The 18,093-nt window shown below is 61.1% G+C and carries 20 protein-coding genes; 11 read left to right on the top strand and 9 right to left on the bottom strand.

The genetic code is table 11. From position 1 onward, the window contains the following. Window positions 1-50 precede the first annotated feature (50 nt). Window positions 51-1,025: a Bug family tripartite tricarboxylate transporter substrate binding protein gene (locus tag UP10_RS39765; protein ID WP_044592604.1), complete on the top strand. Its 975-nt coding sequence runs from the start codon at window positions 51-53 to the stop codon at window positions 1,023-1,025. Between the two features lie 47 nt (window positions 1,026-1,072). Next, the gene (locus UP10_RS39760) at window positions 1,073-1,771 is read left to right on the top strand and encodes a molybdate ABC transporter substrate-binding protein (RefSeq protein ID WP_044592603.1); all 699 of its coding nucleotides are present in this window, start codon (window positions 1,073-1,075) and stop codon (window positions 1,769-1,771) included. A 19-nt stretch (window positions 1,772-1,790) separates the two neighbouring features. On the opposite strand, the gene UP10_RS39755 is transcribed toward UP10_RS39760, so the two are convergent. Then, window positions 1,791-2,597, bottom strand: coding sequence for an SDR family NAD(P)-dependent oxidoreductase (locus tag UP10_RS39755; RefSeq protein ID WP_044592602.1), 807 nt, complete (start codon window positions 2,595-2,597; stop codon window positions 1,791-1,793). A 99-nt stretch (window positions 2,598-2,696) separates the two neighbouring features. On the opposite strand from UP10_RS39755, the gene UP10_RS39750 reads away from it, so the two are divergent. The 7 genes from UP10_RS39750 to UP10_RS39720 all read left to right on the top strand — a co-directional run bounded on the left by UP10_RS39750 (window position 2,697) and on the right by UP10_RS39720 (window position 9,390). Beyond that, the gene (locus UP10_RS39750) at window positions 2,697-3,431 is read left to right on the top strand and encodes a GntR family transcriptional regulator (RefSeq protein ID WP_044592626.1); all 735 of its coding nucleotides are present in this window, start codon (window positions 2,697-2,699) and stop codon (window positions 3,429-3,431) included. 51 nt (window positions 3,432-3,482) lie between these two features. Continuing rightward, window positions 3,483-4,529, top strand: a complete 1,047-nt coding sequence (locus UP10_RS39745) for a TRAP transporter substrate-binding protein (RefSeq protein ID WP_245322187.1) — start codon at window positions 3,483-3,485, stop codon at window positions 4,527-4,529. A 24-nt stretch (window positions 4,530-4,553) separates the two neighbouring features. Beyond that, window positions 4,554-5,066, top strand: coding sequence for a TRAP transporter small permease (locus UP10_RS39740; RefSeq protein WP_044592624.1), 513 nt, complete (start codon window positions 4,554-4,556; stop codon window positions 5,064-5,066). A 15-nt stretch (window positions 5,067-5,081) separates the two neighbouring features. Then, window positions 5,082-6,377, top strand: a complete 1,296-nt coding sequence (locus tag UP10_RS39735; protein WP_044592601.1) for a TRAP transporter large permease — start codon at window positions 5,082-5,084, stop codon at window positions 6,375-6,377. Window positions 6,378-6,470: 93 nt separating this feature from the next. Continuing rightward, on the top strand, window positions 6,471-7,157 hold the full coding sequence (locus tag UP10_RS39730; protein ID WP_044592600.1) for a cyclase family protein: 687 nt from the start codon (window positions 6,471-6,473) through the stop codon (window positions 7,155-7,157). Between the two features lie 26 nt (window positions 7,158-7,183). Next, window positions 7,184-8,191: a Bug family tripartite tricarboxylate transporter substrate binding protein gene (locus UP10_RS39725; protein ID WP_050044044.1), complete on the top strand. Its 1,008-nt coding sequence runs from the start codon at window positions 7,184-7,186 to the stop codon at window positions 8,189-8,191. Between the two features lie 104 nt (window positions 8,192-8,295). Then, entirely contained in the window at window positions 8,296-9,390 is a 1,095-nt protein-coding gene (locus UP10_RS39720; protein WP_044592598.1) for an amidohydrolase family protein, read from the top strand. Window positions 9,391-9,463: 73 nt separating this feature from the next. Here the strand turns inward: UP10_RS39720 and UP10_RS39715 are convergent, their stop codons facing one another. Both UP10_RS39715 and UP10_RS39710 read right to left on the bottom strand, forming a co-directional pair. Next, entirely contained in the window at window positions 9,464-9,745 is a 282-nt protein-coding gene (locus UP10_RS39715) for a hypothetical protein (protein ID WP_156180717.1), read from the bottom strand. Window positions 9,746-9,868: 123 nt separating this feature from the next. Next, entirely contained in the window at window positions 9,869-10,609 is a 741-nt protein-coding gene (locus UP10_RS39710; RefSeq protein WP_044592623.1) for a Crp/Fnr family transcriptional regulator, read from the bottom strand. A gap of 553 nt (window positions 10,610-11,162) precedes the next feature. Between UP10_RS39710 and UP10_RS39705 the strand changes: the two genes are divergently transcribed. Continuing rightward, window positions 11,163-11,426, top strand: coding sequence for a hypothetical protein (locus UP10_RS39705; RefSeq protein WP_245322186.1), 264 nt, complete (start codon window positions 11,163-11,165; stop codon window positions 11,424-11,426). Window positions 11,427-11,441: 15 nt separating this feature from the next. Here the strand turns inward: UP10_RS39705 and UP10_RS39700 are convergent, their stop codons facing one another. Genes UP10_RS39700 through UP10_RS39680 form a run of 5 tightly spaced genes read right to left on the bottom strand, consistent with a single transcriptional unit; the run spans window position 11,442 to window position 15,995 of the window. Then, window positions 11,442-12,281, bottom strand: a complete 840-nt coding sequence (locus UP10_RS39700) for a phosphodiesterase (protein ID WP_044592595.1) — start codon at window positions 12,279-12,281, stop codon at window positions 11,442-11,444. 8 nt (window positions 12,282-12,289) lie between these two features. Then, window positions 12,290-13,348: an ABC transporter ATP-binding protein gene (locus UP10_RS39695; protein ID WP_044592594.1), complete on the bottom strand. Its 1,059-nt coding sequence runs from the start codon at window positions 13,346-13,348 to the stop codon at window positions 12,290-12,292. Further along, window positions 13,345-14,130, bottom strand: a complete 786-nt coding sequence (locus tag UP10_RS39690; protein ID WP_044592593.1) for an ABC transporter permease — start codon at window positions 14,128-14,130, stop codon at window positions 13,345-13,347. The genes UP10_RS39695 and UP10_RS39690 overlap by 4 nt, the downstream gene beginning before the upstream one ends. A gap of 3 nt (window positions 14,131-14,133) precedes the next feature. Beyond that, window positions 14,134-14,949 (bottom strand): ABC transporter permease, encoded by an 816-nt coding sequence (locus UP10_RS39685; protein ID WP_044592592.1) that lies wholly within the window; start codon window positions 14,947-14,949, stop codon window positions 14,134-14,136. A gap of 38 nt (window positions 14,950-14,987) precedes the next feature. Then, window positions 14,988-15,995 (bottom strand): ABC transporter substrate-binding protein, encoded by a 1,008-nt coding sequence (locus tag UP10_RS39680; RefSeq protein ID WP_044592591.1) that lies wholly within the window; start codon window positions 15,993-15,995, stop codon window positions 14,988-14,990. Between the two features lie 193 nt (window positions 15,996-16,188). Between UP10_RS39680 and UP10_RS39675 the strand changes: the two genes are divergently transcribed. Beyond that, a complete protein-coding gene (locus UP10_RS39675) occupies window positions 16,189-17,340 on the top strand; it encodes a zinc-dependent alcohol dehydrogenase (protein WP_044592590.1) in 1,152 nt (383 codons plus the stop codon). A 45-nt stretch (window positions 17,341-17,385) separates the two neighbouring features. Here UP10_RS39675 and UP10_RS39670 read toward each other — a convergent pair whose 3' ends face one another. Continuing rightward, window positions 17,386-18,090, bottom strand: coding sequence for an ABC transporter ATP-binding protein (locus tag UP10_RS39670; protein WP_044592589.1), 705 nt, complete (start codon window positions 18,088-18,090; stop codon window positions 17,386-17,388). Window positions 18,091-18,093: the final 3 nt, after the last annotated feature.

Raw genomic sequence — 18,093 nt, 5'->3', positions numbered from 1 at the left:
CAGCTAGACTTCCAATCAAGAAACAAGACTAAAGTCGAGGGAGAAGATCAATGGCGGGCTTACGGTACGCACTGGGGCTTGTCGCGGCGCTGCTGACCGTGTCGATCCCAGGCGCACGCGCACAAGCCGAAGATTATCCCGCGCGCCCGGTCAGGATCATTGTTCCCTTTGGCCCTGGCGGACCAGCCGACGTGGTCGCGCGACAGATCGGCAGCATTCTGCAGGAAAACCTCGGCCAGCCCTTCGTGGTCGAGAACCGTACCGGCGCCGGTGGCGTGATCGGCACGCTCGAGGTCGCGAAGGCGCCCGCCGACGGCTACACGCTGCTCATGATGTCGAATACCCAGACCGCGAATGAATCGCTGGTGCCGCAACGCAAATACGAACTGATGCGGGACTTGGCGCCGATCGCGCCGCTGAACTATTCCGATCTCGTGATCGTGGTTGCCCCGGCGGTGCAGGCAAAGACCCTGCAGGAGTTCATCGCGCTTGCGAAATCGCAGCCCGGGAAGCTGAATTATGCATCGTCAGGCCAAGGCACGCCGTACCACATGGCAGGCGAGTTATTCAAAGCCATGGCCGGAATCGACATCGTGCACGTGCCCTATCGCAACAGCGGTGAAGCGCGCAGCGGCGTGATCGGCGGTCAGGTCCAGATGATGATCGATGCAGTTCCGGCGATGGCGCCGAACGTTGATGGAAACCAGGTCCGCGCGCTCGCCACCACCGGCAAGACGCGCTCGACCGTGCTGCCCAACGTCCCAACGGTGATCGAGGCCGGCGTTCCCGGTTACGAGGCGACGATCTGGCTCGGCCTCATGGCGCCGGCAGGTACGCCGAAGCCGATCATCGACAAGCTCAATGCCGCTGTGAACGCGGCGATCAAACGGCCGGAAGTCGAGACGCTCTGGGCCACCCAGGGCGCATCACCAATGGAGATGTCGTCGGAGGCGTTCGACAAATTCCTGCGCGCCGATATTGTGAAATGGGCTGCGGTCGTCAAAGGATTGGACAAAACCCAGTAGCACCTGGCGACGAGGCCAACCACGACCGCAACCATGGAATCGAGCAGATGACGATCCTGAACATCCTGAGCGGCGGCGCGGCACACGGCCTGGTTGGCAAGCTTGGGCCGGCGTTCGAGGCCGAGACCGGCCTCGACATTGCCGGCGAGTTCGGCGCGGTCGGCGTCATGGCCGACAAATTGCGTGCGGGAGTGCCGGCCGACATCGTCATCCTGACCGCCGCATTGGTCACGAGGCTCGCGGACGAGGGGCTGATTTTACGCGGTTCGATCACAGACATCGGCCGGGTTGAAACCGCCCTCGCCGTTCGCACCGGCGATCCGCTGGTGAAAGTGACCGACGCCGCCAGCCTGCGTAATGCGATGCTGGCCTCGGACGCGATCTTTGTGCCGGACACCAAGGCATCGACCGCTGGAATTCACGTCGCCAAGGTTCTCGCGCAGCTTGGCATCGACAACGACGTCGTCGACCGGCTGAGGGTGTTTCCAAACGGTGCCACCGCGATGCGACATCTGGCCGAGTCCGATGCCCATCGGCCGATTGGCTGCACGCAATCGACCGAGATCATCAACACCGAAGGCGTGGTGCTGTCGGGCGCGTTGCCGCCGGGATGTGAGCTCGCGACCATGTATACGGCGGCCGTGGCGACGCGCGCGTCCCTCGCGCCGCAAGCGCAACGGTTGATCACGCTGCTGACGTCAACGGACGCGCGGGAGCTTCGCAGCCGAGCAGGTTTCGTCGCATAACAGAGGCGCGTGTTACGGCCTAACCCGCCAACTGGGTCAGACCTGTCGGCGGCCCATCGACTGCGGTCCAGCCACCGTCGACGAACAGTGTGCTGCCGCTGACATAGCTTGCGGCGTCCGATGCCAAATAAGCGACCGCAGTCGCCACTTCGTCCGCGCTGCTCCAGCGGTTGAATACGGTGTGTCCGGCATAGAGATTGTAGATGTCCGGCCGCTGCTTGAATGGCCCGGTCAGCGCGGTCTCGGCGATGCTCGGCGCGATCGCGTTGACGCGGACACCGGAACGCCCGACTTCGGACGCGAAGCCTTTCACCAAGAGCCCGATCGCCGCCTTGGTCGAGCCGTAGACGGCAAGCCCCGGCTCGATGGTGACCGCACGCACCGAGGAACAGGCGATCAGGCTGCCAGCTTGCTGCTTGACCATGATGCGGCCGAAGGCCTGGAAGAACCACACGGTGCCCTTGATGTTCAGAGTGATGACCCGGTCAAGATCCTCGTCGGTGTAATCAAGGATGGTCTTGCGGATGTTCAGCCCCGGCGTCGTGACAGCGATGTCGATGCGTTGAAATTCTGCGAGCGCCTTCGCCGCCAGAGCCTCGACATCTTTGCGATCGGCCGCGTCACACCTTGCTGCAGTGGCCGATCCGCCCTGCTCCCGAATTGCGGCGGCAGTTGCGTCCGCGCCATCCTGCGTGCGGTCGGCACACAACACGCGTGCACCCAGCGACGCCAATGCCTCGGCCGAGGACCTGCCAATCCCTGAGGCTGCGCCAAGCACAACGGCGGTCTTGCCGGTGAGATCAAACAGCTTGCGATAGTCGGTCACGTCAAAACTCCCTTCAGCGGCAAAGCACCGGGGATACCCATCCCGGGTTTGCGTTCGAACTACACTTCATATACTAATATATTAATCTGGGGAGCAGAGATACCCGTGCGCGCGCCGAACAAGTCCGAGCATCGCTCCCCGGCCAGCCACAGGCGATCCGGCCGGCCGCGCACGGCGACGGCAGCGGCGCGCATTTATGCCGACCTTCGCGCAGAGTTGGTCTCACTTCTGCGCCGACCGGGCGATCCGATCCTGGAAGCCGAAATCGCCCTGTCCTACGGCGTCAGCCGGACGCCGGTGCGCGAAGCCATCCTGAGATTATCGGATGAAGGCCTGGTCGAGATCTTCCCGCAATCGGGCATCCTCGTTTCCCGCATCCCGCTGGCCGCACTCCCCGAGGCGATCATTGTCAGGAGGTCGCTGGAAGAAACCACGACGCGCATGGCAACCGAGCGGGCCAGTGCAAGCCAGATCCTCAGCCTCCATTCCATCCTCGAGCGCCAGCGCGAGGCCGCTGTCGCGGGAGATCGCGAGGCATTTCACCAGGCCGATGAGGCGTTTCACGCCACCATCGCCGACATCGCCGGGCATCCGGGCATCTGGAAGCTGATCCTCCAGGTCAAGGTCCACGTTGACCGCTTCCGACGCCTCACCCTGCCGCAACGCGGGCGGATGGCCGAGGTGATCGCCGAGCACGAGGCTATCATGGCTGCGATCGAAGCGCGGAATCCCGCTGCTGCCGGAGCCGCGATGGTCAGGCATCTCGAACGGCTTCTCGTCGACATCTCGGCCGCACGACACAACAATCCGGAGCTTTTCGACCAGCGCAGCTAACAGACACGACCGCAGCCGGAACCCGGCACGGCATTCAGGGAAGGAAATGACATGGACAGTGCACGTCAATCGCAACGCGGCGTTGCGAGGCTGGGCCGTCGCGACTTCATCAAGATGAGTGCGGGTCTTATGAGCACAGGTCTTGGCGCGGCAGTGGCGACGTCATTGGCACCGGCTCGCGCCCAATCGAAAGCAATTTTCAAGGCGTCCGACGTCCAGCCTCCGGGCTACCCGACCGTGGTCGCGACCGAAAACTTCGGCAAGAAACTCGAGGCCGCCACCAATGGCCGCCTCTCAGTACAGATGTTTCCGTCGATGCAGCTCGGCGGCGAGAAGGAAACCATCGAACAGACCCAGATCGGTGCGATCCAGATGCTGCGCGTCAGCGCGGGATCGATCGGTCCGATCGTCGACGACATCAACGTCGTCAACATGCCTTTCCTGTTCAAGAGCATGGCGCATGCCGAAAAGATGATGGACGGCCCGATCGGACAGGAGCTGCTCGACAAGATCACAGCCAACGCCAACGCCGGACTGGTCGCGCTGTGCTGGATGAATTCCGGCGCGCGCAGCCTCTACAACACCAAACGATCGATCAAGACGATCGAGGACCTGAAGGGCCTGAAATTCCGCGTGATTGGCAACCCGATCTTCATCGACATGATGAACGCGCTCGGCGGCAACGGCGTCGCGATGGGTTATGATCAGGTGTTCAGCGCGCTGCAAACCGGGGTGATCGATGGCGCCGAAAACAATCCACCGAGCTACGTCTTCAGCAACCATTACACCGCCGCGAAGTATTTCTCGCTCACCGAACACCTGGTCGTTCCCGAACTGCTGGTGTTCTCGAAGAGAGCCTGGACCGCGCTTTCGACCGACGATCAGGCACTGATCAAGAAGCTTGCTCGCGAAGCGCAGATGGAAGAGCGCGGGCTCTGGAACAAGTATGAGCAGCAAGCGATGGAAAAGGCCAAGGCCGCCGGGTGTGAGATCGTCGAGATTGCCGACAAGACGCCGTTCCAGAACGCGGTCAAGCCAGTATGGAACAAGTACGGTCCGAAATACCAGGACATGATCGATCGCATCCAGTCAGCCTGATATGGCGTTGCACGGGGAATGAACATGGCCGGATCGTATCGCCAGGCGATGGATTTTCTGTATCTTGCATGCGTCGTCACGGGCAGCATCGCGCTGGTGCTGATTTCAGCCGTGATCCCATGGGCGGTATTTACGCGCTATGTCCTGAACAGTGCAGCGTCGTGGCCGGAACCCCTTGCGGTCCTGCTGACCATCGTCGTGACGTTCATCGGCGCGGCCGCAGGGTATCGGCTCAACCTGCACATGAACGTTGGCTACTTCGCCAACAAGCTGCCGGACCCGTTTCGGTCTCTGGTGGACCTGATCGTGCAGCTCCTGATGGGATTGATCGCGCTCTTCATGATCATCTGGGGATGGCGTCTCGTCGACGTGACCTGGCACAACACGATTGCCGATTTCCCATTCCTCTCGGTTGGCATCACATATCTGCCGATCCCGGTCGGCGGCGCTTGCTTGCTGCTGTTCATCATCGAGCGGATTTTTCTTGGCGCACCGCCCGACCCGATCGGACAGCATCCCGAAATGTCCATCGACTGATCGAGAGAAGCCATCATGGATATCTTCGTTCTGCTCGCGACGATGCTTCTCTGCTTCCTGATTGGCATGCCGATCGCCTATTCGCTGGCGATGGCGGCGATCGCCGGTGCGCTGTGGATCGGCATTCCACTGGAGGCGGTGATGCTCAAGATATCGGATGGCGTCAGCAAGGTTGCGATGCTGACAATCCCATTCTTCGTGCTGGCCGGCGCGATCATGGCGGAAGGCGGCATGGCGCGACGGCTCGTCGCGTTTGCGGATGTACTGGTCGGCTTCACGCGCCTGCGCGGTGGCCTCTCGATCGTGAACGTACTTGCGACGACGTTTTTGAGCGGCATTTCAGGCTCGGCCGTCGCCGATACATCCGCGATCGGATCGGTGATGATCCCGCAGATGGAGAAGAACGGCTATCCACGCGTCTTCGCCACCAATCTGACGATCACCTCGTCAGTTCAGGCCTTGCTGGTGCCGCCGAGCCACAACGCCGTGCTGTATTCGCTTGCCACCGGCGGTACCATCTCGATCAGTGCCTTGTTCATGGCGGGCGTCTTCCCCGGCCTCTTGCTGGGATTCTCGCTGATCATTCTTTGCCTGGCCATCGCCTACCGTGAGAAACATCCGCAGGGTCAAATCGTGCCCGCCAGGGATGCGATCCGGATTACGATTGATGCCGCCTGGGGGCTGATCACGCTGGTCATTATCCTCGGCGGCATTCTGGGCGGCATCTTCACCGCAATCGAGGCCGGGGCCGTCGCCTGCATCTGGGCGTTCTTCGTGACCATGTTCGTCTATCGCGACTATCGCTGGCGCGACCTGCCCGTGCTCCTGCACCGCACGCTGCGCACGGTGGCGATGGTCCTGACCCTGATCGCCTGCGCGTCCAGCGTCGGCTACATCATGGCGCTGACCCAGATGCCGGCCAAGATGACGGCGTTCTTTCTGTCGATCTCCGACAACAAATACGTCATCCTGCTTCTGATCAACGTCCTGCTGCTGGTGCTCGGCACGCTCGTCGATATGGCGCCGTCGATCTTGATCGCAACACCTATCCTGCTGCCGGTGATGAAGAATTTCGGCGTCGATCCGGTCCACTTCGGCATGATCATGCTGCTCAATCTCGGCATCGGCCTGTGCCATCCACCGGTCGGCTCGATCCTCTTTGTCGGCTGCGCGGTCGGCAAGGTCACGATCGAACAGGTCATGCGCAAGATCTGGCCGTTCTACGCCGTGATGTTCTTTGTCCTGATGTGCGTGACCTATCTGCCGGAAATCTCGCTGTGGCTGCCTCGGCAGCTCCACGTTCTGCACTGAGCGCGTCACGCATCTTGCGGAACTGCGGCAAACGCGTCAGCATTGCCGCCAGAAGCGCGCTCGCGCCAGCTCCGTCAAGAAAGGGCACAAGCCGTGAGGATCGTCGACCTGAGCCGAGAGCTCTATCACCGCACCCCGAGCTATCCCGGCCATCCACCAGTCATCCACGGGACATGGAAGACCCATGAAGAAGCCTTCGTGGAATCCAGAAACGTCTACGGATTGGCATCGATGTTCATTTCGATGCCTGATCACGGGGGCACCCACATCGACGCTCCCCGGCATTTCGGCCCGAGCGGAATACCGATCAATGAATATCCGCTCGAGAAGTGTATTGTTCCCGGCATCTGTCTTGATCTTCGCCACATTGCGCCACGCGCCGAAATCACCCCTTCCGATCTCGAAGCCGCTGTGAAGACGGCCGGCGCACCGGTGCCGAAGGGCGGCACCGTTCTGCTCTGTACCGGTCACCACGCGCGGACGTTTCCGCGCAAGGAGTACTCCACCGACAATTCCGGAATGAATGTCGCGGCGACCGAATGGCTCGCACGACAGGGCATCGTTCATTTCGGCATCGACTCGATGCGCCCGGGCCCCGACAGTGATGTGAACCTGCTTGTTCACAAGATCTGCCTCGACCTCGACATCACCCATATCGAGAGCCTGTGCAATCTAGAGGCATTGCTTGGACAGGGGCAGTTTACCTTCATCGGCCTGCCGATGAAGTGGCGCGAGGGAACCGCGTCCCCGATCCGGGCGGTCGCAGTATTCGGCTTGTAACGTCGTGATGAGGCGGGAGGAACCTGATGACAGGCAGACAGTCGGCCTATCCCTCACGCCGCGCAGTCCTGAGCGCTGGGGGCGCGCTCGCCGCTGCGGTCGCGACTGCTGGCCTGGCATCGCAAGCTGACGCAGCGGACTATCCGGAACGTCCGGTCAAGATCATTGTGCCTTTCGCTCCGGGCGGACCGACCGACATCATGGCCCGCATTCTCGGCACCCACCTCGGAGAAGCCCTGAAGGGCACCATCGTGATCGAGAACCGCCCCGGCGGCGGCGGCAATATCGGGATTGGCATCGCGGCCCATGCCGAGCCGGATGGCCATACGCTGCTGATCACGTCGAGCGCCTATGTCGTCAATCCCGGCCTGTACGCCAAAATCCCCTACGACCCTTTCAAAGACTTTGCAGCAATTGCCGAGCTTGGCACCTCACCCAATGTGATCCTGGTCAATGCAAAGCTGGGAATCAATTCGGTCGCCGACCTGATCGCACGCGCAAAGGCCCATCCGGACGAGTTGAACTATGCCAGCCCCGGCCTCGGGACGACGCCGCACCTTTCGGGTGAGTTGTTCAAGATCGTCGCCAACGTAGAGATGACGCATGTTCCGTTCTCCGGCGCCGGTCCGGCAATCCAGGCGCTCCTGAGCGGAACAACCCAGGTGACCTTTGCTGCACTCCCGCCCGCGCACCCGCACATCGAGTCCGGAGCGTTGAAGGCGCTCGCTGTCACTGGCCCCCACCGATGGTTCGACCTGCCCGATGTGCCCACGATGATCGAGTTGGGCTACGCCGACTTCATCACCGACACGTTCCAGGGATTTCTCGCGCCCGCGATCACGCCAATGTCCATCGTCGAGCGACTGTCGACCAAGTCGATCGAGATTCTGAAGACGCCAGGGATTGCCGAGCAGCTGCGCAATGACGGCTTCGAAGTGCTTGCAAACGGCCCCGATGGCATGCGCAAACGCATCGCGGATGAAGTGCCGAAATGGCGTGATGTCATTATGAAGGCGGGGATCAAGCCGGTTTGATCAGATCAGGATTGCGCGACACGCGCAGGGTGTAACCTTGCGACCGCCTTCCCGCATCCCTACCCTGCCTCCCACAACAAACAAGAACAAGGGAGGCTGTCGTCATGACCACAAGGCGAGATTTCCTGAAAGCAGGAGTAGCAGCTGCCACCGGCATCGTGTTTTGCAGCTGCGGGCTCGTGCACGACGCTTATGCACAACAACCGCGCCAGACATTGCCGGTCACAGTCAGCGGCAAACGCGTCAAGACCATCGATATTCACTCGCACTGCCATTTCCGGGAGGCGGGCGCGCTGCTCGGGGCCGATGCCGGCAAACTGCAGCTGCCGCCGGTCAACGGCGCGGCCGAAGCCTTTGTCGAAATCGACAAGCGCCTCGCTGTGATGGACGCGCAAGCTGTCGATATGGAGGTGCTCTCAATCAACCCGTTCTGGTACGATCGGAACCGCGACCTCGCCGGACAGATCGTCAAGATCCAGAACGAGAAGCTGGCCGAGCTTTGCGCCTCAAAGCCTGACCGGTTCGCGGCCTTCGCTTCGCTGACGCTGCAGGCACCGGATCTCGCCGTCCAGGAGCTTGAGATCGCGGTCAAGAGGCAGGGACTGAAGGGCGCGGCGATCGGCGGCGTTGTCGATGGCGTCGAATTCTCCGATTCGAAATTTCATCCGGTATGGGCCAAGGCCGAGGAACTCGGCGTTCCCCTGTTCATTCATCCGCAAGGCGTGCCGGAACTCAACAAGCGGCTCTCAGGCAATGGCTGGCTCGGTAACACGATCGGAAATCCGCTCGAGACCACGATCGCGCTCTCTCATCTGATCTTCGAGGGCACCTTCGACCGATTCCCGGGCCTTAAGGTCATCGCGGCACATGGCGGCGGCTACCTGGCTTCGTACGCCGATCGTTCGGATCACCCCTGCCTGGTCGGGCCAAAGGGATGCAACCCCGACATCAAGCTGAAGAAGACACCGACCGAGTATCTCAAGCAGATCTATTTCGACTCGCTGATCTTCACGCCCGAGGCGATCCAGCATCTCGCCGCCCAGGTCGGGGCAGAGCAGATCGTGCTGGGGAGCGATTACCCCTATCCATGGCAACTGGCGCCGGTCGACCACATCTTTGCTTGCTCATCGCTGAGCAATGACGACAAGGCCAACATTCTTGGCAATACGGCCGCAAAATTGCTCGGCATTGCGGCGTAAGGAGAGGATGCTGGATTCTTGAACGACCTCAATTGCCGTCGTCGCGCAACCGGCGCGGCGTCGGTATCCTCGATCAGTAGGCTCTCACCGCGCGGATTCCGTTGCTCGGCTGGGCCATTTGCGCCGGCCGTGCAGCGTCAGGCACCGGATCGGTGCCGCCGAAGTCAGATCCGACAAACTCGGCCTGCGCGGCGTCCGATATCCATTTGACCGCCACCGGGTGACTGACCAACATCCCGATCAAAGCAATGATGACGAGCACGGGCAGAGCGACAAGCTTGATGCTGAAGCTATGGTAGTTGCTCTGCTCGTCTTGCGGTTGCTTGTCGAAAGAGCCGTGCATGGATTCCTCCACATTGCGGATGAGATCCCCGAACGTCGCTTACCGCATTGCACAGCAAACCAATGTGAATGGCTTCACAGGCTTGTCCGGTTCACCGATTTGTGAGGTAGCTGGCTGGTCATGCAGCCCAAGCGGCTATACGCCGTCGTTCGACCCGGCGTCGACCAACTCCTGAAGCGCATCCGGCTTCAGCACGACGATCGCACCATGTTCGAGCCTGACCCAGCCGCGTGCCGCCCATACGCGCAATTGCTTGTTGATGCTCTCGCGCGTCATGCCAACCATCTCGCTGATCTCCTGCTGGGTAATCGAGATGGTACGGCCCTGTGGCGCGCTCTTGTGCTTGTCGCTCAGGCGCAGCAGCGCACTGGCAAGACGGCCGGGCAAGTCCTGCAGGATGACCTGCTCGACCTGATCACTGGTCCAGCGCAATCTCGCACAGAGCAGTTCGATGAACTTCATCGCCAGCGTCGGCTGACTGCGCACAAACGGGATGAATTCGCGCCGGTCAATGACGAACAGCTCGCAATTACTGTTGGCAGTGGCATCGGCCGTCCGCGACAAGCCATCGAGCAGTGCGATCTCTCCAAATATCTCTCCCGCTTCGATCAGGTTCAGGATCGCATTGCGACCGTCCGGCGAGGAGATACTGATCTTGACCGTGCCGGAGATGACCGCAATCAGGCTCGTACCTGGGTCTCCCTTGGAGAAGATCGTCGTTCCACGCTTCAGCGTAATATGCTTGGCATAGCGGCAGAGCTGGTCGAAAGCGTCGGGCTCCAGATCGGCGAAATAGGGGTGCTTGCGCAGCACTGACAGCTTGCTGCTCGAAAACAGCGGCGCGCCGACGGTTCTTTCTATGGGCGCACCGGTCATCGTCATCCAGAAAATTGTGTTGCGTAAGATCGCCCCGCGACCACGGTGGACACCGACAGAGCCATCGATCAATGAGAGCAGCTGGGATTATAGCTCCGCCGCTGGCCTACAGCAACAAAAGCTCCGATGCCATCACCATTCGGTACCGGGCGTACGCGAAATACAATTTTAAATTAATTAATTCTAATTATGAAACTTTGAGTGATGTATCGCCTGAAGAACCAATCTACACGTGATCGTAGTTTAATTCCATGGCCACACGCTGTGGTCGCAGGACGATCGATTGATGTCCCCTTTCTCCGATCAAACCGCTGCATTTGGCGACCTGATCGCCTACCGGAAGTACGGAGGGTTCCCCGCAAGAGCTCCCGCCAGCCGCAAATCCCGGCAACCCGAAAGCAGCACTCCCCTCCCCGGCTTAGCAACGCTTAACCAAGAACAAAGCCTTGCATGCAGTGCTCCCGGGCGACCAGGTGCAGGAAACCCACTATTCATCAACTTCCGCCAGTCTTTCCCCAAAAAGGGGAGTGCAAAGAGTATGCCGCAGATTTGGATGACCTATCACGAGATCGCCGACATGATTGGCTGCGACGTGGAGACCGCGCGCTCCGCAACCATCCAGCGTGCGCTGGACCGGAAGAAGAGCCGCGATGGAATGACTCGCGCAAAGCTCGATCCCGAGCTGATGGGAGTGTTTGTCGCTGTGATCCGGAATGCGGAGCCGGACCTGGATCTAGCGGTCCGCGAGCTTCGTAACATGCATCAGGCGATGCTGCGCAACGAGGTGAACAGCCCCGGACGTAGCGCCGCGGGTTGATCGCACCCGATCATCTCATAGCAATTTGCCGTCCGGACCGAAGAACGGATGCGGACCATCGAACTGGCCGATCGGAACGTGGTGCGTGACAACCCGCCCGAGGCTCTCGCCTGGAAACCAGGCGTGGATGTGGAACGCCGGCGGTTCGACCTTGAAGGACGGTCCTCGGAGTTGCGCCAGGTCGAGATCGACGACGTGGTTCGGCGCGGGACATATCGTGGCGGGAACTCCGGCAAAGATCGTCAGCATGGCGCGATGAACGTGCCCGCACGCGATGAGCCTCGCGCGCGGGTGACTTCTGACTATTTCGGCCAATTGATCTGCGTTGAACAGATCCTGTTGATCCATGTGCCAGATACCACCCTTGAATGGCGGGTGATGCAGGAAGAGCAGTGCCGGCCGATCTGCTGCCGCCGCCAGCGTCGCGTCGAGCCATTGCAGCGTGGACGCCTCTAGGGTGCCATGGGGTTTCCTGGGCACGCTCGAATCCAGCAGCAGGAGATCAAGTCCGTGCACCTCGATTTTCTGGTCGAGTGGGCCGGTTGCCTGGACATAAGGCGCAGCCGGGAAAGCGGCACGCATCAACTCACGCGAGTCGTGATTACCGGGAATTCCGGCAAAGGGAAGCTTGAGCGGCGCGAGCAATTGCTTGAGGTAGTCGTATTCCTCGGCTGTCGGCGTATCGACGAGGTCACCCGATATCACCACGAAATCTGGTGCTGGCTCGAATGCGTTCAGCGCCGCCACGCACCGTTCGAGCGCCTTGGCAGTATCGACGCGGCCATAGGCCAGGGCTCCCGGGGGTTTGACGTGAAGATCGGAGATCTGAGCGATCAGGACGGGCTTCGACAACATCGATTTTCTCAATCTTCGGACGGAAGCAGACGAATGGCTTCGGGCGCGATCGAAAGTCCAATCCGATCGCCCGCCTTCACCTGAATTGTGTTGGGAGCGTCCACATTGAGCGACTTGCTCGATGCACCACTCACGACCAGCCGTTGTCGATCACCGATGAAGCTGACGGAATCGATGATACCGGCGAGCGATCCGGCTCCAGGCTCTACCACGCGGATGGTTTCGGGGCGGGTCATGACGGTGGCGTTCGCCGTCGTCGATTCGACTCCAATCGACAATCGCCCACCCGGCAGGACCAACTCTCCTTTGTCCACGGGAGCTTCAATAATGTTTGCCGCTCCAACGAACTCCGCCACGAAACGATCCTTCGGCTCGAAGTAGATCTCGCGCGGCGTTCCGATCTGGGCGATCGCGCCCTTCCGCATCACCACGATGCGGTCGCCCAATTCCATGGCCTCGGCCTGGTCATGCGTGACATAGATCGTCGTGATTCCGAGCGCGCGCAGCAGCCGATTGAGTTCGCCCCGCAGTCGATCCCGCAAGGCCGCGTCGAGGGCGGTCAACGGCTCATCCAGCAGCAATATGCCCGGCCGGATTGCCACAGCACGCGCCAATGCGACGCGCTGGCGCTGGCCGCCGGAAAGCTGATCGATACGGCGATTCTCCAATCCCGTGATATTGGTCAGAGCGACCAGTTCGGCAACGCGCGCGGCGCGTTCCTCCCTGGCGATACCACGGATCTTCAAGCCATAGCCGATGTTGTCCGCCACAGTCATGTTGGGAAACAGGGCATAGGACTGAAACACCATCCCGACATTGCGTCGCTCTATCGCGACGGCTGTCACGTCCTTGCCGTCGAACAAAACTTTGCCGCCGGGATCCGGTAGCTCGAGGCCTGCGATGATGCGCAGCATTGTGGTCTTGCCGCAGCCAGACGGCCCCAGCAGGACCAGGGTCTCGCCACGCGCAATATCGAGGGTGGCTGGATCGAGGGCGCGCGTGCCGTCGGCAAAGGTTTTGCCGCAATCCTCGATCCGCACTGCCGCACCATGCCCAGCCGTACTCATCGCTTGTGATCCCTGTCGGCCAGCAGTTGCATCGCGACCAGGAGCGGAATGATCATCACAAAGAAGATCAGGGTATAGGCGGATGCCACTTCCAGCCGCATCGAGGCGTAACTGTCAGCAAGCCCAATCGGCAGCGTCTTCGTGAGTGGCGTATGCAGCATCCATGTGAGGTTGAACTCGCCCAGCGACAGCGTGATCACCATCAAGGCGCCGGCGAGGATTCCCGGTACGGCGTTTGGGACGATCACATCGCAAAACCGCCGCCATGGCGCGGCGCCAAGCGAGGCTGCCCCCTCATCAAGGGTCTTGATGTCCAAGGTCGCAAAGACAGCCATGACCGACCGGACCATGAACGGCATGGTGAAGATCACATGCCCGACCAGAATGAAGAGCCAGGAGCGGCGGAAGTTGCCGAAGCTCCCATAGGTCAATAGCAGCGCCAGCGCGATTGCAAGGCCCGGGATCGCGAGCGGGAGCGTGATGATCTCCTCGACGATCCGCGCAAGCCGGCCGCCCCGCACATGCAGCGCATAGGCTGCAGGAACACCGACGATCAGCGTGACTGCAAGCGTCGCAAACGCAATCACAAACGAGAGCAGGATCGTACCGGCATAAAGCTCCCAGACCTGCGCGACCCATTGCAAGGTTACGCCGGACTGAATGCCCCGGAAATAGTTGACGGTGACGCCGGCGGAAATCGAAAGCATCGCCGGCACCACCAGAAATGCCGCGACGAGCAAAGTAAAGAGGAGCTGTCCGGTGAAGATCAGGCGATCGCGCATGCTTCACCCGGCCGCGGCGACTGCGCTGCCGCTGAACGAGCGGGCGAGCGCAAGGATCAGCCAGGTGATCAAGCCGAGCCCAACCGACAATGCGGCCGATGTCGCGAAATTCGCTGACAGCGTGAACTCGGTGTAGATCAGCATCGGCAGCACATCGATGTTCGTCGCCAGCGTGAAGGCGGTTCCGAACGCGCCCATTGCCGTTGCGAAGGCAATCGCACCGGACGCCACGAAGGCCGGTGCAAGCGCCGGCAGCACGACATCGCGCTGGACCGCCCACGGGCTGGCACCAAGCGAACGTGCAGCCTCTTCGAGGCCGACGTCCAGCTTCTGCACCGCCGCCATGATGGTGAGGATCACGCGCGGAATCGAGAAGTAGAGATAGCCGAGGAAGAGTCCATAGATCGAATACGCCAGGACGATCTTCTCACCGAACAGGCGGCCCGACAGATCGCCGAGCAGCCCTTGCCGACCGGCCAGCAGAATGATCATGAAGCCGACAACGACCCCGGGAAAGGCCAACGGAAAGGTCAGCATCGCGATCAAGACAGCCCGCCCGGGAAAGCGGTGCCGCTGCAGGAACATTCCGGCAATCGTCGCCACCATCAGCGTGACAACCGTGGTTGCCGCCGCCAGGATAACCGTGTTGATCAGCGTGGCGCGATAGCGCGGTTCAACAAGAATGGCGAGGTAACCGGCGAGCCCATGCTCGCCCTCTGCACCGACGACGACCAGTCGTGCCATCGGCAGCAGGAAGAACGCCGTCGTGACGACCGCAAGCGGCAGCAAACAGAGCCAGACGAATAACTTTTGCGACATTGTGAGAATAGCGCCCCGGCGAGGGGAGCCATATTGCCTCAGCGGACCTCTGCGAGATAGCGGTCAACGAAGGCTTTTTGCACGTTTTCCATCTCGCCCCAGTCCACGCTCTTGGCACGGGCATAGTCGCTATCGGGCAGGAATTTGCCCTTTACGGCGGCCGGCAACTCGATGGGGCGGGCCGGACGCAGGTAGGCATTGGTCCAGATCGCCTGCCCCTTGTCGGACAGCAGATAATCTATCACCTTCTTGGCCTTCTCCTTGTCGGGTGCGTTCTTCACGAGGCCGACGACATAGGGAAACACCACCGAGCCCTCGCAGGGAATGACAAACTCGAAGTTGCCCTTCTCCGAATATTTCGCGCGATAGGCGTTGAAATCATAGTCGAACAGGATCGGCATTTCGCCCGAGACCACCCGGGCATAGGACGTCTGCTTCGGCACGATCGGGTCGTTCTTGCGCAGTTCCTTGAAGAAGTTGATCGCGGGATCGAAGTTGGTGGGTGAGCCCCCCAGTGCGAGATTCACCGCAACGGCCCCGACATAGCCAACCGCCGCCGACGACGGGTCGAGATAGCCGACCATTCCCTTGTAGTCCGGCTTCAACAGGTCCTTCCAGCAGGCCGGCACCGGCTTGCCGCCAAGCGCATCCTTGTTCACGAACAGGCCGAGCGTGCCGGAATGGATCGTGGTCCAGTAGCCGTCAGGGTCCTTGAGACCTGCGGGGACCTGGTCCCAGTGGGCGGGCTTGTAGGGCTCGAGCGCATCCTGCGCCTTGGCCTTCATTCCGAAGGTAACGCCGAAATAGCCGATATCGCCGACCGGATTGCTCTTCTCCGCCAGGATTTGCGCGAGCGCCTGGCCGGAATTCTTGTTGTCATGCGGAATGTCGTAGTTGAGGTCGGCCTTGATAGCCTTGAGCATCGAAGCCCAGTCGGCCCATTCAGGCGGGCAATTGTAGCAGATGACATCGGCCGCCCTGGCCGATTGCCACGGCGCAATCAGCATCAGCGCCAGCAAGGCAAGGACAAGGCGGGCGGTCTTCATGGGAGGCTCCGGTTCGACGGGGATGCATGGAGGACTTCAACATCAACCGTCGGACCAAGTATAGGCCGCGTATGAAGGTTTTGCGACGCATATGCTGCCGTGCAGCAAGTGGCGGGGATTGGCTGCCACGATCGGAGGCTCACAGCAGCGAGCCGTTTTGCGTTAGGCTGGAAGCCGAAAAGAGGAAGCGCGTATGTACCAGCCCACCGGCGTCACGACCTCGCCCGATCTTCATATTCCGGATCAGATGCAGGCTTGGGTTCTCGGCGACCCGGACAAACTTATTCTTCGCGAAAAGCCGACACCGGTCCCGTCACGCGCCGAGGTGTTGGTCCGCATTGACGCGGTCGCGATCTGCGCGACCGATCTGGAGATCATTCATTCCGGCTCACCAGCGAGCATTCAGGGTGGCCTCCCCTTCAACAAGAATTTCACGCCGGGCCATGAATATATGGGCACGGTCGCGGCACTCGGCCCTGCCGTTGACGAGTTCAGGATCGGTGAAAGGGTCAGCGTTGAAATTCACGCCGGCTGCGGCCAGTGCAAACGCTGCCGCCAGGGCATGTACACGTCATGCCTCAACTATGGAAAACCGGAAAAGGGACATCGAGCCAACGGCTTCACGACCGACGGTGGGTTCGCTGGGTATGCCGTCAATCACATCAACACGCTCGCGCGCGTGCCCGACACCATGAGCGACGCTGAGGCAACGCTCGTGGTGACAGCAGGTACGTCCATGTATGGACTGACGGAGTTGGGGGGATTGGTCGCGGGCGAGAGCGTCGTCGTAATCGGCCCCGGTCCGATCGGACTGCTCGCGGTCGCGGTGGCCAAAGCGCTCGGGGCAAGCCCGGTGATCTTGACCGGAACGCGCAACAGGCGACTGGCGATCGGGCAAGAACTGGGGGCCGATCGCGTCGTCAACATCAACGATGAAGACGCGGTTCAAATTGTGAGGCAACTAACCGGGGGGATCGGCGCAGACTACGTCGTCGAATGCGCCGGGACCGAAGCGACGCTCAACCAGGCCATTCATATGACCAACCGCGGCGGCAAGATCTGCCTTGCCGCCTTTCCGCACGCGGCCGCAACGTTGGACATTGCGCATCTGGTGAGGAACAACATCTACGCCTACGGCATCCGTGGCGAGGGCCGCAGCGCGACCCACCGAGCAATGACATTGATGGCGGAGAAGCGCTTCGACGCGACGAAGATCCACACGCATACGTTCCCGCTGGCCGATCTGCCGACGGCGCTCAGATATGCGCGGGATCGTGTGGATGACGCGATCAAGGTCGTCGTCACCAATCGAAACGCTGACGCGATCGCGAGCGCGGCAGAATAGGAGTACTCCGATAGGCCGAGGTGACGCCGATCCGGGCCGACCGCCTCACACCGAGCAGTACCGCTCCTTGATCTCGCTGTCGGCCAGTAGCTCCTGGGCTGATGCCTGATGCACGACGGCCCCCTGATCCAGCACATAGGCGCGGTCGGCGATGTCAAGCGCGAGTTCGACATTCTGCTCGACCAGCAGTACCGTCGTCCCCTGCGCCTTCATGTTGCGAAACAGCGCGAACATCTCGTCGACAAGCACCGGCATGATGCCCTCGGACGGCTCGTCAAGCATGATCAGGTCGGGCTTTGCGATCATCGCACGCGCGATCGCCAGCATTTGTTGCTCACCGCCGGACATCGTGACGGCCTCCTGATCCAGGCGCTCAGCCAATCGTGGGAATATCCCAGCGATCTCCTCGATCAGCTCGGCTTCCCGCCTCTTCTCCGGCGACGCAACCAGGCCGAGCCGCAAATTCTCCCGCACCGACAATCCCTGCACGATCCGCCGCTCTTCAGGTACATAGGCAAGCCCCAGCGCGAAACGCGTATGCGCCGGCTTATTCAGCAGCTCCTTGCCTTTGAAGATCACCGAACCGCCGGCTCGATCCATCAGACCCATAATCGACTTCAACGTGGTCGTCTTGCCGGCCCCGTTGCGACCGATCAGGCAGACGATTTCACCCCTGGCAACCTCCAGACTGATGTCTTGCAGCGCGTGGCTCGCGCCATACCAGGCATTAAGCTGGCTGATCTGCAGCATCCA

The sequence above is a fragment of the Bradyrhizobium sp. LTSPM299 genome (genome assembly GCF_000938235.1).
In the GTDB taxonomy this organism is placed as follows: Bacteria; Pseudomonadota; Alphaproteobacteria; order Rhizobiales; family Xanthobacteraceae; genus Bradyrhizobium.
This window is presented reverse-complemented; position numbering and strand designations above follow the sequence as displayed.

Bases quoted from the DNA above. Each gene is read 5' to 3' on its own strand.
- UP10_RS39765 (WP_044592604.1), top strand. From the start codon at position 51: ATGGCGGGCTTACGGTACGCACTGGGGCTTGTCGCGGCGCTGCTGACC.
- UP10_RS39760 (WP_044592603.1), top strand. From the start codon at position 1,073: ATGACGATCCTGAACATCCTGAGCGGCGGCGCGGCACACGGCCTGGTT.
- UP10_RS39745 (WP_245322187.1), top strand. From the start codon at position 3,483: ATGGACAGTGCACGTCAATCGCAACGCGGCGTTGCGAGGCTGGGCCGT.
- UP10_RS39740 (WP_044592624.1), top strand. From the start codon at position 4,554: ATGGCCGGATCGTATCGCCAGGCGATGGATTTTCTGTATCTTGCATGC.
- UP10_RS39735 (WP_044592601.1), top strand. From the start codon at position 5,082: ATGGATATCTTCGTTCTGCTCGCGACGATGCTTCTCTGCTTCCTGATT.
- UP10_RS39725 (WP_050044044.1), top strand. From the start codon at position 7,184: ATGACAGGCAGACAGTCGGCCTATCCCTCACGCCGCGCAGTCCTGAGC.
- UP10_RS39720 (WP_044592598.1), top strand. From the start codon at position 8,296: ATGACCACAAGGCGAGATTTCCTGAAAGCAGGAGTAGCAGCTGCCACC.
- UP10_RS39710 (WP_044592623.1), bottom strand. From the start codon at position 10,609: ATGACCGGTGCGCCCATAGAAAGAACCGTCGGCGCGCCGCTGTTTTCG.
- UP10_RS39705 (WP_245322186.1), top strand. From the start codon at position 11,163: ATGACCTATCACGAGATCGCCGACATGATTGGCTGCGACGTGGAGACC.
- UP10_RS39700 (WP_044592595.1), bottom strand. From the start codon at position 12,281: ATGTTGTCGAAGCCCGTCCTGATCGCTCAGATCTCCGATCTTCACGTC.
- UP10_RS39695 (WP_044592594.1), bottom strand. From the start codon at position 13,348: ATGAGTACGGCTGGGCATGGTGCGGCAGTGCGGATCGAGGATTGCGGC.
- UP10_RS39690 (WP_044592593.1), bottom strand. From the start codon at position 14,130: ATGCGCGATCGCCTGATCTTCACCGGACAGCTCCTCTTTACTTTGCTC.
- UP10_RS39685 (WP_044592592.1), bottom strand. From the start codon at position 14,949: ATGTCGCAAAAGTTATTCGTCTGGCTCTGTTTGCTGCCGCTTGCGGTC.
- UP10_RS39680 (WP_044592591.1), bottom strand. From the start codon at position 15,995: ATGAAGACCGCCCGCCTTGTCCTTGCCTTGCTGGCGCTGATGCTGATT.
- UP10_RS39675 (WP_044592590.1), top strand. From the start codon at position 16,189: ATGTACCAGCCCACCGGCGTCACGACCTCGCCCGATCTTCATATTCCG.
- UP10_RS39670 (WP_044592589.1), bottom strand. From the start codon at position 18,090: ATGCTGCAGATCAGCCAGCTTAATGCCTGGTATGGCGCGAGCCACGCG.